Raw genomic sequence first — 24,713 nt, 5'->3', positions numbered from 1 at the left:
TTTTAAAATGCTCCGCCGCCTCCGCCACCGGAGCCACCACCTACACCTCCTGCTCCACCACTAAACGTATTAGACGAAGATGCTGAAACGGCACTCGTTGCAACTGTAGACATAACCACAAATTGTCTACCAAAGCCCATATACGGATAATAGTATAACCGACTTTCTTCAAATTCCTTTGGTGCTACTTTTTTCAAATGTTTTTCTACTTTGTCTGCTATACCAAGTGCTGTTGCATAAACTAAATAATCTTCCCACAAAATAACTGATTCTGGCGGATACATGGAAAGTGCTAAATAATCTTCCAAAAATTTCATAAAATTGATCCACTTTAGATAATATTCCCTACCTTCTTTAGACCAACTTCCAAAAACATCTCTAGGCAATATAAAGGTAATACCACCTGCTAAAAACAACAACCCTGAAAAAATAAATTGATAGAGAAAGTTTTGCTTAAAAAACACAAGAAAGTAAAGAAAAGAAGCTATAACGGAAGTGATCCCTATTACGTATGAAATATATGTTCCCTTCACCGAAAGGTAATTTCTCGACCTTGCTTCATCCAAAACAAGTGTTTTATATACCTTAAAATCGTCCAAAAATTCTTTTGCAAGTTTTTTGTCTCTTGATAGAGCTTTTTTTAAATCAGAAAATGAAAATATTCCATCTCTGGAATATTTTTTCAAAAATTGATAAAAATACCCCTCTGTTGAGTTTAAATTACCTTCTTTTTCCAAAACTTCAATATATCCTTTCTTATCAAGATTTAAAAATCCTTTTCTGTATAAATCCATGATAACTGCGTTAATTCCATTTTCATCTATTTTTCCTAGTTGATTGATAACTATTGCATTTACTATATCGGGTGTATCTGGATACGGTATTTCCCTTTCATATACACCTTGATACGACACTTTCTTTTCTTTTCCAAAAAAATTAAATACCAAAAATAACAAAACAACCACCACTGCAAAAGTTATAGGCGGTAAAAATATCGAAAATACATATTTTTTTGTAAAATCATTTTCAATTTCTTCCGCCGACTTTAAAGTTAACATAGGATTTTCATACTGGTATTTAACGGGAATTTTCTCCATCAAAAATCGGGCTTCTAAAAACGTATTAGGAGGGATATTTTTGGCACTAAATATATATTCATTTCCTTTTTTTTGTACATTTAATTTGGGATGTGAATAAACTTTTAAGAGTCTTACATTTTTCGGAAAGATAAATCGTGCTACTAAATTTTCTACAGGTGAATTCCAATCTTCTCCCCAAAATTTCCTAAATACTTGAGAAACATCTTTTCCTTTTTCGTACACATATTTTGCATCGTATTTGACATGCAAAACTACACGTTTCATTTTCTCAGGTGAAATAGGTGCTTTTGAAATCCAAACCCTTGCTTTAAATCCTTTTGAATTTTTTTCTAAAAATTCTACCCATTCACCTTCAAAATTTTCAATCCAAAGCTTTACATTTTCTATATTTACCGCCCTACTCTGAGGTACTTCTCTATACACTCCCCTAAATGGTTCTTTCATCTCAAAGGTTATTATTTCATGTACGTGAAATACCCCATCTTTATCCATTTTTTGCTCTATATTTGCAAATTCTATTTTATACATTCCACTAAAAAACCATTTAGCATATCCACTTACCAAAAAAACAAAAACAAAATACCCAAAGATTAATGCAACCACACCAAAAATTATCCTCTTCATGTAATCCCCCCCTTTTTGTCAATTATACATTAAAAAAATACAATGGGAAAGTCTTTTAATTACATTAGAAATGATTCTCATTACATGTTATAATATTATTTAGGAGGATGGCAAATGAGATTTACGTTAAAAAACTTTATTCTTCTTTTTAAAGAAATAGGTTATAACGAATATAGAGATTTTGTTTTACACTCAATACATGTTGCAAAGTTTTCTTATCTTCTTGCAAAGGAACTTGGAATACCAAATTATGATGATGTTTTCATCGTTGGTCTTTTTCATGACATAGGATTTATCACACTAAACGAATTATTAAAATTAATAAATTCGTTAAATTATGGAGATCTCACAAAAATAGAACATTTAGAAAACATAGATACACATCCAAAAATTTCATATTACCTAATTAAAAACATTACATTTCTTGAAAAAGACGCAGTTGAAGCAGTAAAATATCATCACAGCGAATTTTCTGATAAAACTAAAGAAAGATTTATAGGTAGTATTATTAAATTATCTGATATTATTTCTTGGTACTTTTTCAAAATTAAAAACTTTGAAGATTACGCTGAAGTTATTCCTAGTCTATGGCAAAAAATTGAAAAGATAAAAATGCCTGAAAACATCAAGAAAGTTTCCATAAATATACTTAAAAATTACAAGATAATTGACAAATTAATAGATAATAAACTGCATTTTGAAACATTTAAAGATTTTTCAGTAAATCTATCGTTAAGAGAAAGCATAAATTTTACCAAAATAATAGCATTACTCCAAGAAATAAGAAGCCCAACAACAAAAGATCATGTCTTCTTTGTTTCAAAAGTTTCTCAAAAATTAGGTGAATACATTTTGGGAAAAGCAGACGGTATGATTTTAAAAATGGGTGGTTATTTACATGATCTTGGTAAATTAAAAACCCCCCTTAAAATCTTGCACAAGCCTGGTCCTTTGTCAGAAATAGAGCAACTAATCATGAAAAAACACATCATTGATACCATTAATATGCTAAATAATTCCAATTTTGAAAATTTAGCCATATTATGTGGGGCTCACCATGAAAGATTGGACGGCTCAGGCTATCCTTTTGGATTAACCGATGAATATTTAAATGTCTACAACCGGATAATAGCTATAGCAGATTATTATTCTGCATTGGTTGAACCTAGACCATATAGAGAGGCTTTACCATACAAAAAAGCACTTTTGATTTTAAAAAAGGAAGTTGATAATGGTAAACTTGATAACAAAATCTTCTATAACCTTAAAAACCTTGCTGAATCCGATAAAAGTTTGCAAAAAATTTCTTACATAGATGTCTTGGAAGATATTTTTGGGGATAATTTAAAAAATATTTTTAGTATAACTAAAAAGTTTTTCGATTAATCTGGATAAAAATTATATTGTTACTACTGCTTGTGATTTTTTTAACAACAATTCAATATATATATTTTTAACTGCAACAAAAAAATTACTATTCATTCATTTCTTCACTATAGATAAGTATTATAATCAATACAGGAGGTGATAATATGGCATTTGTAAAATTTGGAGTTTCAGCAGAAAGTGAAAATTTTACCAAAACACTAGTAACTGCAAGGAATTTTAAAATGACAATTGATGAACCTGAAAACCTTGGGGGAAAAGATGAAGGTCCAAATCCCGTTGAGTATCTTCTAGCAGCTTTTGCAGGCTGTTTAAATGTTGTAGGTCATTTGGTTGCAAAAGAAATGGGCTTTGAATTAAAAAAAATAAAAATAGATATCGAAGGAGATTTAAATCCAAATAAATTTTTAGGAAAACCTTCAGAAGATAGAACGGGATTTACCCAAATTAATGTTTCTCTTTCCCTTGAAACAAACGCTTCAGAAGAAACATTAAATGAATGGTTAAAAAAAGTCGAGCAAAGATGCCCTGTTTCAGACAACTTAGCAAATCCTACACCCATAAAGTTTTCATTAAGTAAATTTTAAGTGCATAACGTAAGAAATAACCTGGGTAATATAACATACGCCCAGGTTTTTTGTTATTCGTTATATGTTATATACATGTTATACTTCTAATTCCCTTAAAATTCAAACACTTTAACTATTTTAGATGAAAAGCTATAAATTAAAGAGCAAAAAATAGCAAATTTATATTTCTTTAGAAAACTTCCGATAATGAAATAAACGTTTACTTAATTAAAAGTGTATTTTCTTATCAAAAAAGCACTTACAACGTTATGTTTGTATCCTATCTATAGGAATTCGATTTTTTTGATGTTTAGTTTTTTCAATTTTAGTTTCTCCACCACATATGTGTAAATGGTAAAATAAAAATGGTAGCCTTCCAATAGAAGAAAAAATCAAATAACAATAAGGAGATAGTGAAAAATAATGGAAAATTACTTTGTGCTTGGATTAGTGTTAGGCTTAATTTTTGGAATATTTCTAGCAAATCACATACCACAAAATTTCCATCAAGTTCCAATTACAAATGCCGACAAAGAAAAATGGTTTAAAACTTTACCTTCATTAGAAGGAATACCATATCATTGGGGTGGGCAAAATCCTAAAAATGGATTTGATTGTTCTGGATTAATTGTTTATCTTTATAATCAACTTGGTGTCAAACACTTTGTCTATCAGGGAAAACTTGTATATGACGTTAGCGCAGATGCCTTGTTTAAATACAACGTCATATTAGAAGATGCAAGCAGCGCCAAACAGGGAGATTTAATCTTTTTCGATGTAAATGGTGATAGCATCATGGATCACGTTGCAATACTTGATAAAATTGACAAAAACGGAAAAGTATGGATTTGGGATGCTACAGACATTGTTGACGGAATTAACATAAATAAAGTTTCTCATAGAGTTCTTTCCAATATATGGAATAAAAATCCTATTTTTGGAAAACCTTTAAAAGTGATTTTTAAATAAAAAATAATAAAACATGTTTACGTGTATAAATTCACGTCAAATTTGTTTGAATCATACGTTAAATTCACGCAAAAAATATGTTAAAATATATTCAGAATAATTAAAAGGAGGGATTATATGAGGCAACATATAATACTAAAGCTAATAGTTCCAATGATTATTTTGGCATTTCTAATCGTTACAATCTTTATAAGTACTCATGTAATAACAAATTCTCAAAAATTTGACTCTTTAATTGTTAATTTGGCAGGAAGGCAAAGAATGTTAACACAAAAAATATCCAAAGAATCTTTAATAATCTCGCACGGTGACATGAGTTACAAAGAAAAACTCTCAAAGACTATGAAACTTTTCGAAACAACTTTATACGCATTAAAAGATGGAGGAAAAACATATACAGATCTTGCCATGAAAAATCCCGTAGAAATCCCACCTGCAGGAACCAACGAAATCAAAAACCAATTAATTGTTGTAGAAAAACTTTTCTTACCATTCAAAAACGCAATTCAAAAAGTTATAAACAGTAACGGAAAAGATAAAGATGCAATTAAATACATAATAGACAACAACGAAAAACTTCTTTCTGAAATGAACACCGCAGTTTCTCTGTTTCAAAAATTTGCCGAACGAAAAGTTTCTTGGATGAAACAGATACAAATTTGGTTAACTATATTAGGCTTTTCCATTGTTGCACTCTTCATTTTCATCTATTTAAACACCATTTACAAACCTCTAAAACATCTCCTTAAAACGCTTAAACAACTTGAATCAGGAGAAGCTGATCTTACAAAACAGATACCAGTTGTTACAAATGATGAATTGGGAAAAATTGCCAAAAGCTTCAATGCTTTTATTGAAATTGTTAAGAACATAGCAACATCAATTATTAAAAATACAAAAGAAGTATCCTCTTCCGTAAATAATCTAAAAGAATTTCTCAATAATGTAGGAGTTAAATCAGAAAATATCATGAAAGTAACAGATATATTCACAAACAACCTTCAAGAAATTGAAGAAAGTGTAGGTCAAATAGACTCTGATGTTCAGGAAGTTGCAAATTCCGCTGTATCTGTTGCTGAAACTGCAACAGAATTATCCTACAACATGAACGAAATCCTAGATGAAGCAAAAAATGGAATGGAAATCATTGACGAAATAAACAAAGATATAGAAGTAGTTAGCTTTGAATCAAATGAAATGCTAGAAAAATCTGAAATTCTCGAAAAATCTGCAAATGCGGTAAGTGATATATTGGGAGTTATAAGCGGAATAGCAGAACAAACAAACCTTTTAGCACTTAATGCGGCAATTGAAGCGGCAAGAGCAGGTGAAGCTGGAAAGGGATTTGCAGTAGTTGCCGATGAAATTAGAAATCTTGCCGAAGAAGCTAAAAAATCCACACAGGAAATTTCCATAAAACTTGGAAATATTAAGGAAGAATCAAAAGAAACAGCTGATTCAAGCCGCAAAATGGTAGCATCTATAAATGAAATAATTGAAAAGATGAAAAAGATGAACGAAAAATTTATCGTTATAAGAAAAAACGTAGAAAATACTTCAAGAAAGTCAGAAGACCTCGCTGCGGTATCTCAAGAACAAAGTGCATCCGCTGAAGAAATGGCAAGTAATATTAAAGAGATATCAAAGCTAATAGATGAAATAACACAAAATATGATAGAAATTAATCAAACAATCAATGAACAAGGTGAAGAAATCATTTCTGCAAAAGATAAAGCCAATGATATTTCAGAAATTGTACAAAAACTTAAAAAAAGTGTGGAAGGTTTTAAAGTTTAAAATCAAAAATGAGGGGAATTTCCCCTCATTTTTAATATTTTTCTTTTTTAAAACTCATATTCGCATTCTAATATAGGTATAGGCCTACTAACCTTACTTGCCGCACTTATTGGCAATGAAATATTTTCAGATAACAAAAAATTAATTTTTCCATTATTAAAAGGTATCCCATAGCCTATCCCAGCACCAAAGAGATATAACTGCTTTTGTTGATACGGAAACACAACTATCGTTCGAAAATTAGCTTTTATAAAAAATTGTTTAAAAGGAAAGTATGATATACTAACTTTCGGTGATAATAAAAAATCGTAAAATTCATTCTTTTTATCTTCTACAAACGTCATTCCTATCGAACAACCAATAGATATTTCTTCCAAATTATACTTTACTTCAAAATAAGGAAAAACAGTACCAGTAATCACAACTCCGAGTATATAACTAAATCCATTTGCCAAAATCACTCCACTAAAAAACAACAGCAATAATATATATCTTTTCATATTTTCTCCTCCTTTCTCACAGACTGAACACTCAAAAATAACAAAACAGTTCCAAGTAAAGAATATACAAGTACTTTCCCTACATTTAAAGTACCTCTAAAGATATAAAAACTAAATACTAAAAAATATCCAAAGAACATTACACCGCCAACCCATCTGTAGTATATTGAAACCCATGTAGAAATTAATATTAACAAAGGCACAACACACTCAAACAAACTCTCTTTTGTAAAACCATGAGATAACAGTATAAAAATTGATAACATTATAAACAGTGTATATCCGGTAACTTTTATCACTCTTTTTCTTCTATAAAAATATCCTATATACAATAGGCTTCTCAAAAGTAAAGGAAACAATATGTAAAAATAATAAATATCCCTTGTTGGAAATAATCCCAACAACAAAAATGTCACAGACATACAAATAACAATATATAACACAATATTAGACGTTTTATACCTTACCAACCTTTCGAATTCATCAACCTCTTTAGAAAACATATCTTTATATAACTCAAAAAATATAGGTAAAAGATAAAAAATAGAAAACCATCTGTTAATTGAAATCATAAATGTGATTATAAAGAGCAATACTATTTCAAAAAAAGACAAAATTTTTCTAATTTTAATCACCTTCTTCTAAAATAAATACCTCTTCAACTTGACAATTAAACACTCTAGCTATTTTCAACGCAAGTAATACCGATGGCACATATTTTCCTCTTTCTATATAATTTATAGTTTGCCTTGAAACTCCTACTTTTTTTGCAAGTTCTTCTTGGGTTATATTATTTAAAGCCCTAAAAAACTTTATCTTATTTTTCATTACACTTTACCTCCAATAATTATTGTAAAATATATTTTACATTTTGTCAAGTATAATTGACAAAAACAACTTGTTGGTACAATGCTTTTTAAAGTTTTTCATTTATTATATCCTTTATTTTATTTAAGGCATCTATTGCATTTTTTCCATAAATAACTCCAAACTCTTTTGCTATCTCCTCGTTCATAGAAGCTCCTCCTGCAATTATTGGGATATTAATTTTCTCTTTTTCAAGTAATTCTTTTACTTCTTTTATCTTTTTAATTGTAGTAGTCATCATAGTGGAAAGCCCCAATATATCAGGTGTGTATTCTTTAACCTTTTTCAAAATAACATCTGACGGTACATTTTCGCCTAAATCTATTACATGAAACCCCACACTCTTTAAAACAACTTTAACTATCTTTTTTCCTATATCATGTACATCTCCCTCAACAGTTGCAAGTAATACCGTCTTTCCTTTCTCCTCATTTGGAATCAAACTATTTAAATAATCAAAAATAGGAACAATCGTTTCCATAGATATCATAAATTGCGGTAAAAAAATTTTTCCATTTGAATATAAATCACCTATACGTGTTATTGCTTTTGATAATATATCTTGCATTATTTGAAAAGGTGTATATGTTTTAAGAAGTTTATCTATTTCTTTCCTTAAACCTTCTTCATCATTTTTTAAAATCATCTCTACTATGGGATCCTCTTTTATTTCTAATTTTTCAAGTTTTATTCCTCTTAAAAAAAGATTGCCATACACCACGTTCATAGTACATGATTCAGATGTGTTTAATATCGCCGCATTTAACCCTTTTTCCATTGCAAGTGAAAGAAACGCAGAATTAACCGCTTCTCTCTTTAAAATCCCAAAACTCAAATTAGAAAGTCCTATACTTGTCAATATTCCTCTTTTAGCTAAAAGTTTTATTGTCTTTAACGTAATATTTGGGTTATTTCCTGTACTTAGTGGCAACACTAATGGATCTACAAAAATTCTTTCTTTTGGAATACCATTTTTTTCCAAATAAGATATAGCTTCCAAAGAAATATTAAACCTTTCTTCTGCACTTTGTGGTATTTTATCCTTCATTGCAAGAAGAATTAACATCCCACCATATCTTTTTAAAAGATATATTGCCTTATCTAAACTTTCTAAATCCGCTTTAGCCGAATTTACAATAGGTCTTCCCACATATTCTTTTAGTGCAACTTTCATAAACTCAAATTCTTGTATATCCAAAGACAACGGTAGAGCCCCTATTTTATCAAGAACAAGTACCACCTTTTTAAAGTGGTCTCTACTTAAGAGTTTTTCAATTCCCAAGTTAACATCTAAAACATGTGCGCCATCTTGCTCTTGAAGTCTAGCAAGTTTTACAACCCTTTCAAAATTTTTCACTTTTATATTTTCTTGAAATTTTTTCCTTCCAAAAGCATTAATTTTTTCACCTATAACTAAAAAGGGGGATACTTTCCTTAACCTTGTTCTATTTGAAATATACTGTGACAACACCATTCTTCTTTTCTTTGGACTTTTCCTTCCAACAAAATTTATCATGTACCTTATATGCTCAGGCGATGTTCCACAACACCCACCTACAATATTTGCACCAAACTCAACAAATTCCACCATATAACGTGCAAATTCTCCAGGGGTCACTTGGTAAATCAACTCTTTATTTTTTAATTTTGGCTTTCCTGCATTTGGCTCAACACTTAAAGGTTTCTGCGAAAAACTTGCAAGTTTTTTAAAAACAAAAAGCAATTTTACCGGATCTAATGTACAATTTACTCCAATCACATCTACATCTAAATCGTTTAAAAGTGTTGCAAATATCTCAACACTCGTCCCCGTAATTGAAACACCATTTTCCTCAAAACTCATCTGTGCAATTATTGGCACATCATTAGAAAGGTCTCTTAGGGCAAACACAGCTGCTTTCAATTCCTTTAAATCGGTCATAGTTTCAATTATAAATCCATCTACACCGGAGTTTAAAAGTATTTCTCCCTGCTCTTTAAAAACACTGTAGACTTCATCAAAGGTTGTTTTTCCAAAAGGCTCTATTAACACCCCAGTAGATGAAATATCACCTAAGACATATACATTGTCTCCTGCAGCTTTTTTTGCTATTTTCACTGCACTGTGATTTATATCTCTTAAATCATATCTGACACCTAAAGATTTTAATTTAAACCTATTTGCACTAAATGTATTTGTAAGAAGAAAATCAACACCTGCTTCTACATATGACTTTTGAAGGTCATATATCTTTTCTTGAGAAACTATATTCAAAATTTCCACAGGCCCTTTAAAGCCCTTTTTAAAAAATTCCGTGCCATATGCTCCATCAAGAAATAAAACTCTTTGATTCAAAAGTTCTAAAAAACTATTTCTATTCAAAATGGCTACCATCCCCCTTATTTAAAACTATTCTACCACCAAAAAAACAGGGAAGGTAAAACCTTCCCTGTATTACAATTTAAAGTATTCAATTTTTCTTTGAAGATGTTGCGCAATCGATGCTAATGACTGTATCGACGCACTCATTTCTTCTACTGCACCATTTGATTCTTGCAACGCGGCATTTGCATCTTCAGTTACTTCTGCGGTAGTACTTAACAGTGTATTTAATCTAGTAACTGCAGCTGACATCTCTTCTATACCTGTACTTTGTTCTTGTGTATTAGATGCAACAATATCAACTTTTTCACGTACTTCTTTCAACATCTCTTTTATACTTTCAAATATATGCATTATTTTTTCTGAAGATACGGCAACATCATTTATAGAATGTGTTGTTTTTTCAACAAAATCAGAAGAATTTACTATTCCCGTACTTATACTCTCTAATATCTGAACAATCTGTTGTGTTGCATTTTTGCTCTCTTCCGCAAGTTTTCTTATCTCATCTGCAACTATTGCAAAGCCTTTACCCGCTTCACCGGCACGTGCAGCCTCTATTGCAGCATTTAATGCAAGTAAATTTGTCTGCTCTGATATAGCATTTATTGTGTTTACTATAGTATTTATATTGCCCGCCATTTGTAGTAGTTTTTCTAAACTTCTTTTTGTTATATCGCTAAGCTCCTTTGTATTTTTTATTTTATCTACAATTTCGCTTACTTTTTTTGTACTTTTATCTGATAAATTATGCAATTCATTTGTTTTTTCAAGCATATCCTGTGCTGCTTTTGCGTTGACATCTGCAGATGCTGCAAATTCCTCAATACTTGCAGTTATTTCCTGAAGAGCTGCAGAATTATCTTGAGCTTCCTTACTTAACTTATCAATACCCTCAGAAACACTATTTAAGTTCGTAGATATTTCTTCTGACACAGCTGATAACTCTTCACTATTTGCACTCAACTCACTAGATGAATTATTTATTCCCTCTATAACATCAAATAACTTTTCCCTTAGCTTTTCAACAGATTGAGCCATACGTCCTATTTCATCTTTACTCTTTATTTTTTCTATTTCAACATTTAAAACACCATTACTTAAATTTTCAACAAGCACAGATGCTTTTTTTAAAGGAGTTATCAACCCCCTTGTTATTAACAAAACAATTATTATAACTATACTACCTACAACCACTAAAACAAAAATTGTACTTAGAATTAAATTCTTCATCGCATTTGATGTATTCTCTTTTAGTAAATCCACTAGCTCAAGTAGTAATTTTCGAACTTGAAACTGAATGTGCACAAAGTTTTGAAAAGTTTTTTGATCAATATTTTGGATATCTATATTTTTAACACTTTCTATCAATTTTTTTAATGATATAATACTACTTTCAAAAAGCTCTCTTTGCCTATTATTAAAATTTCCTCTCACTTTTTCCATTTCTTCTAATTTTCTTTCAAAATGTTCTATAGTATCTTTTAATAAGTTAAAATCTTTAGTTTGCACCGCTACAAGAAAATCATTTTCGTAAATTCCAAGCTCAACTATTTGACTATTAACAGTAAAGGTAACTTTTTCTCTCATGTAAATCTTATCCACGTTAAACCAAAATATAAATCCAAATATAACCATACCAGCAAAAACAACGCCCACAATGAAAAACATCTTGGATGATATACTTCTAATAAAAATCCCTCCTTTAAATTTTAAGACATTCAAACAAACTCTGTAAATTATTATAAACATCTAATTTATATCATTTCAACTCATATTTACGTTAATATCCTTTTAAACGATTTATACAAAATCAAAATTTAAATCAAAAAAACGAAACTTTAATATAAAAATGTTATAATTTAGAAGGTGTCTAAAGTCAAAGGAGGTGGTACATATGAAAAAATTTCTAGTTATAATATCTTTATTATTCATATTATTTGGATGTGTTAACTTCAACGAAATTCCAACAAATTCAGAAATTTCAAATTTATCGAGTGATGAAACATCCTACATTGCTTCCGTGGTCATTGACGATGAAACCCAAAACTTTATTGCAGAGCTTTCAGAAATCATTGCCCCAAAATCAACAACAGAAATGCATACCTTTTCAACTGAAGAAGAGCAAATGGAAGACATAATAGAGAACATATTAGAACTTATTGAAGAACATCCGAATTTGATCGAAAAATTTAAGAAGATATTAGAAACAACAAATAAAATTAGAGAAAAAGAGGACAGATTAGATTTCAAAGTCGTGTTTAAAAAAGAGGCAAGGGAAAAGATTTTGAATGCATTTAACATTGAAACAGACAAAGAAATAGCTATGGATTACAGAGATGTCGTTATACTACACACCTTTACAACATACATTGTAAAAACATATGAAAAAAGAGAAAGGATAAGAAATTATGTAAAAAGTGTAAAAAATGCAAAAATGGGAAAAATTGATACATTTTTGACATCCCAAGCAAGTAACCTTATCTCAAATACTTCATTTGCAGAACCAAACACACAGGAATTTTGGACAACGCTAAAAGATTTGGGATATCAACTTTCCGAAATATCGGAAGATAAAGACATTCTTGATATGAAAGATTTATTTACAGAAACACTGTTTAAAATTCCTGGAATAAAAGAGGAAATAAAAATTGCCAAAACCATATTAGACAGTGCTATTGAGCTGTACAATTTTGAAAAAACAAAGACAAACGAAAAGGGATGGACAAATTGGTACAGTTTTTTTGAACTCTTTGCATTAAAATTTGGTGCAACGGAAGACTCTGATATACGCATTGGAAAAGAACTAGATGAAAAAATAGATACGGAAAACACAGACATAAAAATAAATGGAACACAGATTAATAATAAGGCATATATTGACATATTAAAAGAACTAAATCATTCGCTAGATTCAAAACTTGTAATAGAAGCAAGTCAAACCACATTTTCTGCAACACTTACAATAGATTTCAAAAATCTACCTGATCCAATTGATTTAAGGGATAACAACCTTGGAATCAAAAAAAGCTTCTTTGACAGTCTTTTGGAACAAAAAATATGGAACTACTGGGGAACAGAAGAATCTTTATATATATTACTAAATTCACTATTAAATAATACAACATTTACAACTTTCAGCGACGAAAGTATACAAATAACAATCAAAGGGTTAAATAACGCTTTGAAAATAGATGCAATATTAAAGCTATACTAACAAATTCCAAACTCCCCTTCAATTCGAAGGGGAGTTTTGTTATAATTATTTGGAACCGATACCACAAAGGAGGGTTTATATGAAAAAAGTTATCTTTTCTGTTTTGATAGTACTACTTCTTCTTTTTTCGTGTACCACTCCCTTAAAAATGTCTTTGAGTATATCATTAAAAGGGGCAATAGAAAGTGCTCCGAAGATCTCCGCGCAAAGTTTTGAAAAAGACGTAAAAATAGAAAAATACACACTAAAGATATTCCAAGGCTCAAAATTAGTGTTAAAAAGGGATCTAAAGGACTCTCTTTTTACAAACCTAGAAGGACTTACCCCGGGTAAATACAAAATAAGGGTAGAAGGATACAACAAAGCACTTGTAGCTTACGGTGAAAAAGAAACCACCCTTTCATACGGTGAAAACAAAATAACTATACAAACTATTTTCACAAACGGCACTTTGGTTATTACTTTAAAGGCAAAAGGTACAGAAATCAAAGAATCGACAATTAAAGGTACATTAACTGCATCGCCTGTACATAACTTTATAGAAAACAACATATCTTTTGAAAAAGAGGTTTATCCGGGGGTCTGGGAAATAAGTATTAATGCAACTACAACTCAAGAAAAAAACGTAAAAATTAACACCATAGCTCAAGTATTTCCCGCATCAAAAACCACATTAAATTTTGAAATAAAAGAAGAAAATATAGTTCTAGAACCTATTCTTCCATACCTTGAAGAAATAAAAGATGCAACAGCAGAAATAACAAATAACGGTATTAAGCTTTCTTGGAAATACACCCTTCCAGCAACCTTTTACATATACAAAGGTTCAAATGAACTTGACATAGACTTTCTTGGGAAAACAACAAACACAGAATTTGTCGATACAAATCCAACAAAAGAAAAATACATCTATTACATAAATGCCATCTATGATGGAAAGGAAAGTGGTCTAACAAAAATAGACGCAAAAGAATTACTTAATGAAATATTCTCTTCAAATATTATGTACCTTTTGTTTGTAAGATCATTCTTTGATGGAAATAACGATGGAATAGGTGACCTACAGGGAATAACACGAAAAATAGATTACCTAAAAAAACTTGGAATAAGCACCATATGGCTTATGCCTATATTTAAATCTACATCATACCACGGATATGATGTGGTAGATTACTACAAAATAAACCCAGAATATGGTAATATTAATGATTTTATCGAACTTTTAAAGAAAGCACATGAAAATAATATAAAAATAATACTTGATATTCCACTAAATCACTCTTCAGACAAAAACCCATGGTTTTTAGATGCCATAGAAAATACGACAAACTCAAAATATTGGAACTATTATATTATGAGTCTTGAAGAAAAGAATCTTCCCCACTGGCATTACAAAGTAAATTCAAAGGGTAAAAAAATTTATTACTTTGGAATATTTGGGCCGTCCATGCCAGATTTTAACCTTGATAATCCAGAAGTCAAAGAATTACACAGGGATATTTTAAATTACTGGATTTTACAAGGTGTAGATGGGTTTAGATTTGACGCCGTAAAACATTTCTATGGAAATGATTGGGATGATGGAATAGAAAAATCCACCGAGTACTCCAAAGAACTTGCAAGGTATGTAAAATCGATAAAAGAAGATATAATTGTTGTAGGTGAAGCATACGATGGAAATATAGATATCTTAAAAAAATTTGCACCTATGCCCGTCTTTGATTTTAATTTTATGTTTAACACAAGGGAAAATTACGAAGGCAAAGACAACTTAATTTCCACCTGGTACAAAGACGTAGACTACGAAGGGATCTTTCCAAATTATTTTCCGTTTTTAGATAACCATGACCTTAATAGATTTATCTCGGTTCTATGCGATGAAAAATATCATAATAATTCATATGGAACTTCACAATATGCAGTTCTAAATACTTTATTGGTATTTTTAGAAGGTCTTCCAACTATATATTACGGTAATGAAATAGGACTTAAAGGATTTAAATGGAATGGACCTGTGTATGATGAACCTGTTAGAGAACCCATGCAGTGGTATGCTTCACAATCTGGCGAAGGACAAACAAATTGGACTAAAAAAATATATCAATTAAAAAACATAACATTTGGAAATGCAAATCTAGATGGAGCTATATACGATGATCCATACGATGGCGTTTCGGTGGAAGAAGAAGAAGAAAATGAAAAATCATTACTAAATTATTTCAAAACTATATTCAATCTAAAAAAAGACTACTATGCACTTTCGCATGGAAATGTAAATATCGAAAAAAATTGGAAAAACCTTATTGTACTGAAAAAGTCGTATTTCAACCAAGAAGCCTTAGTACTTATCAACCCCGATCCCATTTATCAAAACAAATTTACAATTCCAAAGGGATATACCCGCATACTATACGCCGATTTAAATAATTTTACATGGGATACACAAAAGACATACATTGACACAGACGTTGAATATACAATTAATCCAAGACAAGTTTACATCTTCATACTCAACCATTGACAATTAAAAAAGTGCGCAAATGCGCACTTTTTTTATCTTTCAATTAATTCTCTTAACTTTTCAAGTACCTCTTTTGCATGTCCTTTTGCCTTTACTTTCTCCCACACATATTCTATTTTTCCATCTGGATCAACTAATACAGTAGTTCTTACAACCCCGTAATACTCTCTTCCGTACATCTTTTTCAACTGCCAAACTCCCAACTTTTCCAGTACAGCTTTATTTTCATCACTTAAAAACTTTACTTTTAAGTTATGTTTTGCTATGAATTTTTTATGACTTTCAACTTTATCTGGACTTACACCTATTACTTCTGCATTTAATTTTTTGAATTCGTCTATAAGCCCTGAAAATTCCAATGCTTCTGTTGTGCAACCTTTGGTATTATCCTTTGGATAAAAATACAAAACAACCCATTTTCCCTTTGGAAGTTTTACTTTCTTACCTTCAAGATTTGTAAACTCTACATCTAAGATGTCACCTATGTCAAATTTAAAATACTTCATATCTATCACCTCACAATTTTTGATAGATAAGCTTTTTTAATCTTTTAATATACACAAATGAAAGTAATACACTAAACACAATTGAAGATATAAATATCAAATATAACCACCACGGTGCACTTTCACTTCTAATTATAACAAAATATGGCATAATAATTCCAAAAGCCAGGCCCATAGTTATTGTTTCTATTATAAAAGTTGCGGAAACTGTAAATATCCTATTCATATTATTTGACTTAACGTTAGGTGATTTTATAGCATAATATGCTCCCAAAACTCCGCTCATAAAGAATAAAATTAAAGAAAATATAAGTATTAAAAAGATAAAAATACTAAAAGGTGCAAAAAATAAGGAAATAAAAAACACCAATAAAAGTATGAGAAAATTCAATCCTAAAGGAAGTACAATTTTTGGCATCATAAGTGTTGAAAAACGTATGGGATACATTGAACTAACCTCTATTTTTGATACCTCAGAAAACGTTAATATGCCTGTTTCAAGCGCAATATAAAATGTAAAAATTGGAATAGTATAAAATATTGAATGTAAAAAATCGCTTCTGTTTATAAACATCATAAATATCCCAAAACCCAATGGATAAAGTATAAAATACAAAAACTGTTCATATCTTAAAGCAGCCTTCATATCTTTTTTGAAAACCGCTTTTATTGGAGAACCTGCACTAGATATTTTATACCCCCTCTTTCTCTTTGACTGAACAGGTTCAAACCCAACTTTCCTAGATATACCAACAAATGAAAATGTAAGCAAAACGGTAGAAACAAGTGAATAAAAAAATGTTTTTTCAGAAATAAAACTCCACGCAAGGAAATTGTATTCTTTTGAGGAAAAAATAAACAATTTTGCCATATTTTGAAGTTTTGAAACATCTACATCCATCATTGCAATTATAAAAAAGTAGAAAAACATAGATAAAAGTAACACTATCATGTAAAACCTTCTTGTGAAAGATTTTGAAGTTTTTCCACCTATCAATACAGCAACTACAGAAGAAAAAACAATCAAAAAGAAAATATGTAAAATTATCTGCAAAATTCCCAATAATATATTCTGCTTTACGGATATAATGTAAGATAGGGAAACAAACACAAAAAATGAAAGAGTATATAACTGCGACAATGTTGCAGAAAATATTTGAAAAGCAGTTAACACAGTCCTTGAAATAGGCATAGTTAGTAATAATTCCATTTCATCGTTTCTTGAAAGTGAATACATGGCAAGCCCGATAAATCCCACCACAAAAAACAAAGAAAGTATGGAATTCCACATTAAAAACATATACTTTGCAGCCATTTGATCTACTTTGTACAATTCCACAAAGATTTTTTTTGAAAAGAAAAATACCATTACTCCTAATGGAATAGCACCCATCATATATGCCAACAATTGCCTGAGAAAATTACCTTTAACCGATGATTTTTTCTTCCCGTATAAATGGGGATTACTCAGATATTTGAGTAATATAACAAATTCTCTCATATAACCACCCCCTTAAAGTGAATCCACAATATTTTTTATATCTTCTTCTTGTGCAGTTAACTCCAAAAAGAGGTCTTCAAGCGATTTGTTTTCTCCTTGTTTTAAAGTTTCAATATCCCCCTGTGCTATTATCTCTCCTTTATTTATAATAGCTATTTCATCACACATCTTCTCTGCTATCTCTAATATATGAGTTGTTAGAAAAATTGTAACTCCTTGATTTGCATATTTTCTCAAAAGCTCTTTTAAAATCTTTGCACTCTTTGCATCTAATCCTACAGTTGGTTCATCTAAAAATATAACTTCTGGCTTTCTCATCAAAACGCTTATTACCATCAATTTTTGTTTCATACCATGCGACATATCGGAAATTTGCTTGTCAAGATAATCAACCCCAAATGCCTCGGATAGTTCTTCTATCCTCTTTTTAACTTCCTTAGTATTTTGCCTGTAAATGTCCATTATAAACTCTAGATATTCATATCCCCTCAAATGATCGTAAATTCTAGGTTCATCTGGTACAACTCCTATTCTTCTTTTTATCTCTAATTCATGTGTTTTCATATCAAGCCCAAAAATTTCCACTTTACCACTTGTAGGTCTTAAAGACCCAGTTAACATGCGAATTGTTGTTGTTTTTCCCGCACCATTTGGACCCAAAAATCCAAAAATTTTTCCCTTTTCAATATACAAATCAATACCATTTACCGCAACAAAATTCCCAAATTTTCTAGTTAACTTTTCCGCTTTTATCATCCAACCACCCCCTAATGACTTTCGACATTTTTTCACAAAATTCGTATAGATTTGGCTCACCTAACGCTCTATGAGTATTTCTCGTTATTCTAAACACCATTTTATCATTCAAAACATTAACTATTATTCCCCTTCCATTTATTATTACTCTTTTCCCAAAATCACCAAAAATCACCACGGGCTTTCTAGAATAACCACCTTTTTTACATTTATTTGCTATATTTTCAGCCTCACTTGAAACGTAAATCCAATTGTACATTGGTATTAACTTCATACGAATAAATTGAATTAAAACAAAAAAGGATGAAACCCAAATGTATTTAGGAAACAGAAAACAGATAATAATTGCCAAATTTAGAATAAAACTAACAAATGTTATTCTATACGTAAAAAAGTAAAATATGTTAAATACTAATCCAAATACAATTACAAAGTAAAAAACATAAGAAGAAAAATTAACACTTAAAAAAAGGATTAAAATTAAAATAAAGAAATTCCAATAATCATATCTTAATAATTTGCTTTTCTCTCCACCAAAATATTTGAACAGCACATACCTTAAAATAAAATAAAAAATCACAAAAAACAATATTATATTCACTTTACCACCTCTACAATATCCATTAAAACAAGGTTATTAATTGCAAATAAAATATCAAATTCCGGAAAGTTTAACTTTTCAACAATTTTAGAAATTAAAATTCCCGTACTATCTATTGGAGGTACTAAAAATAACACCCTTCCTTCTACATCAGAAAGCTTTATAATTTTCCCATTTTTAACAACACCGTTTATAGTCTCTTTCTTTAAGTCATAGTTATACCTTGCCTTACTTTCTCTTTCACGTATCTTTTTTGATTTTAATTCAAAGACTTTTAAAATCTCGTCAAAATCTATTGTTACCTTACCGCCACAATATCTATATTTTTTTGAAGGTCTTCCTATTTTTCTTTCAACTTTTGAGGATACGATTCCAAATTTTTCCAATATCTCTAAATATCTTTGAACCGTAAACGTATGGAATCCCAATTCCTTTGCAATAGAACTTGGGTTTTTGTTGGAATGATCTTTCAAAAAATTTAAAACTTCAAAAAGCTGTGGTGAAGACAAAATTTTTAAAAGTTCATTCATTTTCTCACCTTTTTTTCATTTCTATTGAAATTATAAATCATATGAAATTAAAAGTCAAGATTTTCAAAATAAAATACCTTCACTTTTATGTTATTTTCCATATCAAATTCGACAAATTTGATTTCATTTTCAATTTTCACCCCATTTTCTGATACATAAACATAAGATAATTGAGGATGTAGACTAGGTAGGGAAATTAGAAATAAATCCTCGGCATGAAGTTTGGAAAGTTCTATTTGCAAGATTTTATTGTACATTGCCCTTTGGCTTTCTATGGTAAAAAAAATAGCAGTTACAGCTATAAGTGTAACAACTATAGCTATAACTGCTTCGATATAACTCACTACTTTTCAATCCACTCTTTTGTGGTTCCAACTATGTAGTCTCTTTCTATCTCTATTTGCTCACCTGTTTCCATATTCCTTAAAATAACAATATTTCTCTCCAATTCATTCTCACCAACAATTATACAAAGTTTACACTTTAATCTTGCAGCATGTTTTAATTGCGCGCTCAATCCCCTTTCCATGGTGTTAAATACAACCGAAATATCACTATCTCTTAGTTCCTCAGATATCTTTATTGCTTCAACTCTTGCTCTTTCCCCAAGGTGAGCTACATACACTTCGTTATTTTTTACATCATCTACTGGTATATTTTCTTCCTTTATCGCTATTATTAATCTTTCAATCCCCATTGCAAATCCCAAAGATGGGGTTTTTGGACCACCTAATTCCTTTATCAGATTATCGTATCTACCCCCACCACCTACTGCACTTTGAGCTCCAAGTTTTCCGTGATGTATTTCAAATACCACTCTATTGTAGTAATCAAGACCTCTTACAAGTAATGGATCTTCTTCATATTTTATTTCCAAATCATCTAAAATCTCTTTAGTTTCAAGATAGTGACTTTTACAATCATCACATAAATAATCCGTTATCTTTGGTGCCCCTTTTACATATTCAACGTCTACTTTACAATCAAGAAGCCTTAATACATTTGTTTCATACCGTCTTTTGCAATCATCACAAACTTTATCCAACTTATTCTCATAATATTTCTTAAGTGCTTTTTTATATTCACCCCTACATTTCTCACAACCAATTGAATTTATCTTTATAGTATAATCTACTAATCCCAAATTTTTTAGAAATCGGTCTGCAAGCACAATAGCTTCTGCATCTGCAAGGGATGAAGGAGAACCTATAAGTTCTACCCCAAATTGATGAAATTGCCTCTGTCTTCCAGATTGTGGCCTTTCGTATCTAAACATAGGACCAATGTAGAATAACCTTTTTGGAAGACCTGTTGCCAACATCGAATTTTCAACAAATGCCCTTATAGTAGGTGCTGTTCCTTCCGGTCTAAGGGTAATACTCCTATTTCCCTTATCTTCAAATGTGTACATCTCCTTTTGTACAATATCTGTATCTTCCCCTACACCCCTTACAAAAAGTTCCGTCCTCTCAAATATAGGTGTTCTAATTTCGGAATATCCATACAACCTTGCCGTTTCCCTTGCAACGTCTTCTACAAAGTACCAATATTTCATATCCTCTCCATAAATATCGTCTGTTCCTTTTACCCGCTTGTACACTTTCTTTCCACCTCCAACAACCTTTCACTTGCCTCTCTTTTTGCCTCTTCATTTATATAACTCCAAATTTCAAGCCCATTTAACTTCAATGCTTTCTCATACATCTCTTTTGCGCGTTTACAATCATGTACCTTTTCGTAATATTTTCCCAATTCAACATACGTATATATATGATTTTTATTCAGTTGCAGCGCTTTTAAGAGGTGATCTTTTGCAACATTTAAATCACCAAATGGTGTTTCAAGGTGAAGTATTCCATATAAAAGATGGGCAAGATATTGATCTTGCCCGTATTCCACGGCTTTTTTTGCAAAATCAAACACTTTTTTATAGTAAATCAACGCTAAAAAATAATTTTTTTGAACGTAGTGTCCATATACTAAAGCCGCTGCATAGTATACTTTCCAGTAGTTTGTCTCTAAAAGTGCATCTACGTATTTTTTTGCTAAATCTTGGTATCTTTTTACATCTCCATGTCCCCAAAAATACAAGTCGGTATATGCTAGTATTACCTCACACTTAAAATCAATTTGGAGAGCATCATAATCTATTGAATTTAAAATATTTAAAACCTCTTGTTGTTCTCGCTTTCCAACTGCAAGCTGTAAATCATATATAGTATACGAAAAAACATTCACAAGAAAAAAAACACTAAAGAACAAACTTTTCCACCGCAAAACCTACTCCTCCATCGTTATTAGAAAGCGTAATAAACTTTGCTACCTTCTTAACTTCTTCAACTGCATTTTCCATTGCAACTGGAAAACCCACTAATTTCATAATACCAATATCGTTATAATTATCACCTAAGAACATTGTTTCATTTTCCGAGACTTTAAAATAATTAAGCAAAAATCTTAACGCATTCTCTTTAGATGCCCCTTTGCCGAAAAATTCAAAAAACGCCCAACCATCCACCACGTTATTCTTTATAGCACTAAATTGACCTGTATATTTTTTACCAACAAATTCTATTATCCTTCTAATTTTTGCTTCATTTCCCATAAGTACTACTTCTGCAACTTTGTCTTTTGTTATAAATTTAATTACATCATCAACTTTGTTAATCCGCCAACTATTTTGTTCTAAATATTTTACATATCCACCTTTATGTTCTTTGTCCATATACATATCTTTTTCATCTAGAAAATCTGAAAAGAGAATGTAATCTACTTTCTCTTTTCTGGCATAATCTATTAATTCTTTTGCAATTTTAGATGGCAAGGGAGATTCATACAATACTTTATTTTCAAATGGCATATAAATGAACGCCCCATTTTGAAATACAACTGGCACATCCAATCCCAACTCTTCCACATATCTTTTTGCAGAATAATAATTTCTTCCAGTTGCAATACTAATGTGAATTCCCTTCTCCATAGCCCTTTTTAACGCAATTATATTCCGCTCTGGTACGTGTTTTTCATCATTTAAAAGTGTTCCATCTAAATCCGTTAAGATAAGCTTAATCAAAAATATCACCTCACTATTTCCACTTTTCCCATGTCTCCAATTACAAACTTCATTGCCTTTGGTTTTCTTTCATTGTTAACAATTTGTACGTTTTTACCTATTAAAGAAGAATCTATGGGATATGGCAAGTTGAGCAATTTTACATGATCCATTAAAATACTATTTTCAAGTTCACAATTTTCAACTAAAACGTTATCCCCAATAGAGGTATAAGGACCAATATAGGAATCCTTAATAACACAATTTGCCCCTATAACAACAGGTCCCCTTATAGTAGAATTAATTATTTCACTATTTTCCCCAATATACACCCTACCTTGTATATCCGACAAAGTATCCACAATTCCTTTGTTTTCCAACTTAAAATGGTTATCATCCAATATCTTTCTATTTGCTTCTATCAAATCTTCGGGTTTTCCCGTATCTTTCCACCAACCATAGACAACATGTCCTTTTACATTGTATCCCTTCTCTATCAAATATCCTATTGCATCTGTAATTTCAAGTTCTCCTCTCCATGAAGGTTTTATGTTATCTATTCCTTCAAATATTGTACTCCTAAACAAATACATTCCAATAATTGCAAGATTTGAAATAGGGTCTTTTGGTTTTTCCACGACCTTTACTATCTTTTCTCCTTTTACAACTGCAACACCAAACCTTGAAGGATCTTTTACAGGAGAAAGTAATATAGAAGCTTTCAGTTCCTCTTCTTTTCTAAATTCATTTACAAATTTTGAGATATCATCTAATATAAGGTTATCACCCAAATACATTAAAAAATCGTCATTTCCAATAAAATCCCTTGCAATAGAGACGGCATGCGCTAGACCTTTTGGTTCATTTTGCAATATGTATTCTATACTTAACCCAAATTTTTCTCCATCTCCCAAAAAATTTTTAAAATCGTTTATGTTTTCATTGTTTACAATAAGACCAACTTGATCAATCCCAATACTCTTTATTTTTTCCAAGCTATAGTAAATAACCGGTTTATTTGCAATGGGAATAAGATGTTTGGCTATTGTAAAAGTTAAAGGTCTTAGTCTTGTACCCTTTCCAGCACAAAGTATAATCGCTTTCATTTTATCCCTCCTCAAATCAGATTATATCATAGCTTTTACTTTTTCTATTATCCTTTCTGGGGCAATTTTACTCACCTTTGCCATATTAAAATTCGTATATTCTTCAAAATCTTCTACAGAGTGTTTTAAACCAAACATTTCTTCGTATTTTTCAAAATCCTCATTTGTTTCTATTTCTGCAAGATACTTTATTTTTAGTGGAAAATCAAGGAAAATAAATTCATCAATCGAAACTTCTGCAGGAGAAAACATCAGAAAATACCTAATTTTTGCAATTACTGGGTATTTCTTTAAAAAATCTATACTCTTTAAATCTACATCGTACTCATCTTCCAACCTTTGAAAGTCTCCAAAAACCTTTGACTTAAACGCAACAACCCATTTTTCGCTAAAATCACCATCAACTGTATACCTCAATCTACATCTTTGTGCCTTTACAAAAACACACCTTTCCAGATACCACTGGATAACACCCACTTTATATTTTGCCTTTCGAATAAGTTTTTTAAACAAATATTCATCCAAAAGATACTTTTTTTCACGTTCTATTTTCATATTTCATATTATATCATCAAAGTTTTCATTTTCAAAAAAATCAAAAAACAAACATCATCAATAAAATATGTATATAAAAATAATATATTTTCAGCTCATAATTTTGATTATAATTTTGATTAACTCTACAAAACAGACATTTATATTATTAATATAATTAACTCAAATAATTATAAGTTACAATGTAAATTATG

At 30.4% G+C, this 24,713-nt stretch carries 23 protein-coding genes; 6 read left to right on the top strand and 17 right to left on the bottom strand.

Translation table 11 applies throughout. The features are described 5' to 3' along the window. Window positions 1-2: 2 nt before the first annotated feature. Window positions 3-1,724, bottom strand: a complete 1,722-nt coding sequence (locus Y592_RS04795) for a DUF2207 domain-containing protein (RefSeq protein WP_075665881.1) — start codon at window positions 1,722-1,724, stop codon at window positions 3-5. Between the two features lie 114 nt (window positions 1,725-1,838). On the opposite strand from Y592_RS04795, the gene Y592_RS04790 reads away from it, so the two are divergent. The 4 genes from Y592_RS04790 (at window position 1,839) to Y592_RS04775 (ending at window position 6,445) form a co-directional block, all read left to right on the top strand. After that, window positions 1,839-3,110: an HD domain-containing phosphohydrolase gene (locus tag Y592_RS04790; protein WP_075665880.1), complete on the top strand. Its 1,272-nt coding sequence runs from the start codon at window positions 1,839-1,841 to the stop codon at window positions 3,108-3,110. 146 nt (window positions 3,111-3,256) lie between these two features. After that, complete coding sequence (locus Y592_RS04785; protein ID WP_075665879.1) at window positions 3,257-3,697, top strand: OsmC family protein; 441 nt, start codon at window positions 3,257-3,259, stop codon at window positions 3,695-3,697. A gap of 405 nt (window positions 3,698-4,102) precedes the next feature. Then, window positions 4,103-4,648 (top strand): C40 family peptidase, encoded by a 546-nt coding sequence (locus Y592_RS04780; protein WP_075665878.1) that lies wholly within the window; start codon window positions 4,103-4,105, stop codon window positions 4,646-4,648. Window positions 4,649-4,765: 117 nt separating this feature from the next. Next, window positions 4,766-6,445 carry a methyl-accepting chemotaxis protein gene (locus tag Y592_RS04775; RefSeq protein WP_075665877.1) on the top strand — a complete coding sequence of 560 codons (1,680 nt, stop codon included), beginning with the start codon at window positions 4,766-4,768 and terminating at the stop codon, window positions 6,443-6,445. 47 nt (window positions 6,446-6,492) lie between these two features. On the opposite strand, the gene Y592_RS04770 is transcribed toward Y592_RS04775, so the two are convergent. The 5 genes from Y592_RS04770 to Y592_RS04750 form a co-directional block, all read right to left on the bottom strand. After that, window positions 6,493-6,945: a hypothetical protein gene (locus tag Y592_RS04770; protein ID WP_088368900.1), complete on the bottom strand. Its 453-nt coding sequence runs from the start codon at window positions 6,943-6,945 to the stop codon at window positions 6,493-6,495. Beyond that, complete coding sequence (locus Y592_RS04765) at window positions 6,942-7,580, bottom strand: hypothetical protein (protein ID WP_075665875.1); 639 nt, start codon at window positions 7,578-7,580, stop codon at window positions 6,942-6,944. Before Y592_RS04765 ends, Y592_RS04770 begins: the two co-directional genes overlap by 4 nt. Beyond that, entirely contained in the window at window positions 7,573-7,773 is a 201-nt protein-coding gene (locus Y592_RS04760) for a helix-turn-helix transcriptional regulator (protein ID WP_075665874.1), read from the bottom strand. The genes Y592_RS04765 and Y592_RS04760 overlap by 8 nt, the downstream gene beginning before the upstream one ends. A gap of 88 nt (window positions 7,774-7,861) precedes the next feature. Further along, window positions 7,862-10,186, bottom strand: a complete 2,325-nt coding sequence (locus tag Y592_RS04755) for a homocysteine S-methyltransferase family protein (protein ID WP_232218159.1) — start codon at window positions 10,184-10,186, stop codon at window positions 7,862-7,864. A 60-nt stretch (window positions 10,187-10,246) separates the two neighbouring features. Next, window positions 10,247-11,833, bottom strand: a complete 1,587-nt coding sequence (locus Y592_RS04750; RefSeq protein WP_232218158.1) for a methyl-accepting chemotaxis protein — start codon at window positions 11,831-11,833, stop codon at window positions 10,247-10,249. A 238-nt stretch (window positions 11,834-12,071) separates the two neighbouring features. Here Y592_RS04750 and Y592_RS04745 point away from each other — a divergent pair, with 238 nt between their 5' ends. Then, window positions 12,072-13,391 (top strand): hypothetical protein, encoded by a 1,320-nt coding sequence (locus tag Y592_RS04745; protein ID WP_075665872.1) that lies wholly within the window; start codon window positions 12,072-12,074, stop codon window positions 13,389-13,391. A gap of 79 nt (window positions 13,392-13,470) precedes the next feature. After that, on the top strand, window positions 13,471-15,912 hold the full coding sequence (locus tag Y592_RS04740; protein WP_075665871.1) for an alpha-amylase family glycosyl hydrolase: 2,442 nt from the start codon (window positions 13,471-13,473) through the stop codon (window positions 15,910-15,912). 32 nt (window positions 15,913-15,944) lie between these two features. On the opposite strand, the gene Y592_RS04735 is transcribed toward Y592_RS04740, so the two are convergent. The 11 genes from Y592_RS04735 to Y592_RS04685 are packed head-to-tail and all read right to left on the bottom strand — an operon-like array spanning window position 15,945 to window position 24,519. Further along, window positions 15,945-16,418 (bottom strand): peroxiredoxin, encoded by a 474-nt coding sequence (locus Y592_RS04735; protein WP_075665870.1) that lies wholly within the window; start codon window positions 16,416-16,418, stop codon window positions 15,945-15,947. A gap of 10 nt (window positions 16,419-16,428) precedes the next feature. Next, entirely contained in the window at window positions 16,429-17,919 is a 1,491-nt protein-coding gene (locus tag Y592_RS04730; RefSeq protein WP_075665869.1) for a hypothetical protein, read from the bottom strand. A 12-nt stretch (window positions 17,920-17,931) separates the two neighbouring features. Further along, complete coding sequence (locus Y592_RS04725; RefSeq protein WP_075665868.1) at window positions 17,932-18,675, bottom strand: ABC transporter ATP-binding protein; 744 nt, start codon at window positions 18,673-18,675, stop codon at window positions 17,932-17,934. Continuing rightward, entirely contained in the window at window positions 18,650-19,276 is a 627-nt protein-coding gene (locus tag Y592_RS04720) for a hypothetical protein (protein WP_075665867.1), read from the bottom strand. The genes Y592_RS04725 and Y592_RS04720 overlap by 26 nt, the downstream gene beginning before the upstream one ends. Beyond that, complete coding sequence (locus Y592_RS04715; protein WP_075665866.1) at window positions 19,273-19,806, bottom strand: transcriptional regulator; 534 nt, start codon at window positions 19,804-19,806, stop codon at window positions 19,273-19,275. The genes Y592_RS04720 and Y592_RS04715 overlap by 4 nt, the downstream gene beginning before the upstream one ends. 47 nt (window positions 19,807-19,853) lie before the next feature. Next, the gene (locus Y592_RS04710) at window positions 19,854-20,150 is read right to left on the bottom strand and encodes a hypothetical protein (protein WP_075665865.1); all 297 of its coding nucleotides are present in this window, start codon (window positions 20,148-20,150) and stop codon (window positions 19,854-19,856) included. Further along, window positions 20,150-21,406: a histidine--tRNA ligase gene (gene hisS, locus Y592_RS04705; RefSeq protein ID WP_075665864.1), complete on the bottom strand. Its 1,257-nt coding sequence runs from the start codon at window positions 21,404-21,406 to the stop codon at window positions 20,150-20,152. The genes Y592_RS04710 and hisS overlap by 1 nt, the downstream gene beginning before the upstream one ends. Further along, window positions 21,391-22,068 (bottom strand): tetratricopeptide repeat protein, encoded by a 678-nt coding sequence (locus Y592_RS04700; protein ID WP_232218157.1) that lies wholly within the window; start codon window positions 22,066-22,068, stop codon window positions 21,391-21,393. Before Y592_RS04700 ends, hisS begins: the two co-directional genes overlap by 16 nt. After that, complete coding sequence (locus tag Y592_RS04695) at window positions 22,058-22,888, bottom strand: HAD family hydrolase (protein WP_232218156.1); 831 nt, start codon at window positions 22,886-22,888, stop codon at window positions 22,058-22,060. Before Y592_RS04695 ends, Y592_RS04700 begins: the two co-directional genes overlap by 11 nt. Next, on the bottom strand, window positions 22,885-23,964 hold the full coding sequence (locus tag Y592_RS04690; protein ID WP_075665861.1) for a glucose-1-phosphate thymidylyltransferase: 1,080 nt from the start codon (window positions 23,962-23,964) through the stop codon (window positions 22,885-22,887). Before Y592_RS04690 ends, Y592_RS04695 begins: the two co-directional genes overlap by 4 nt. A gap of 21 nt (window positions 23,965-23,985) precedes the next feature. After that, a complete protein-coding gene (locus tag Y592_RS04685) occupies window positions 23,986-24,519 on the bottom strand; it encodes a hypothetical protein (RefSeq protein ID WP_075665860.1) in 534 nt (177 codons plus the stop codon). Between the last annotated feature and the right edge of the window lie 194 nt (window positions 24,520-24,713).

The organism is Thermosipho sp. 1070 (genome assembly GCF_001682135.1).
GTDB classification, from domain to species: domain Bacteria; phylum Thermotogota; class Thermotogae; order Thermotogales; family Fervidobacteriaceae; genus Thermosipho; species Thermosipho affectus.
The sequence above is the reverse complement of the archived record's forward strand: the minus strand, read 5'-3'. Positions and strand labels throughout refer to the sequence as shown.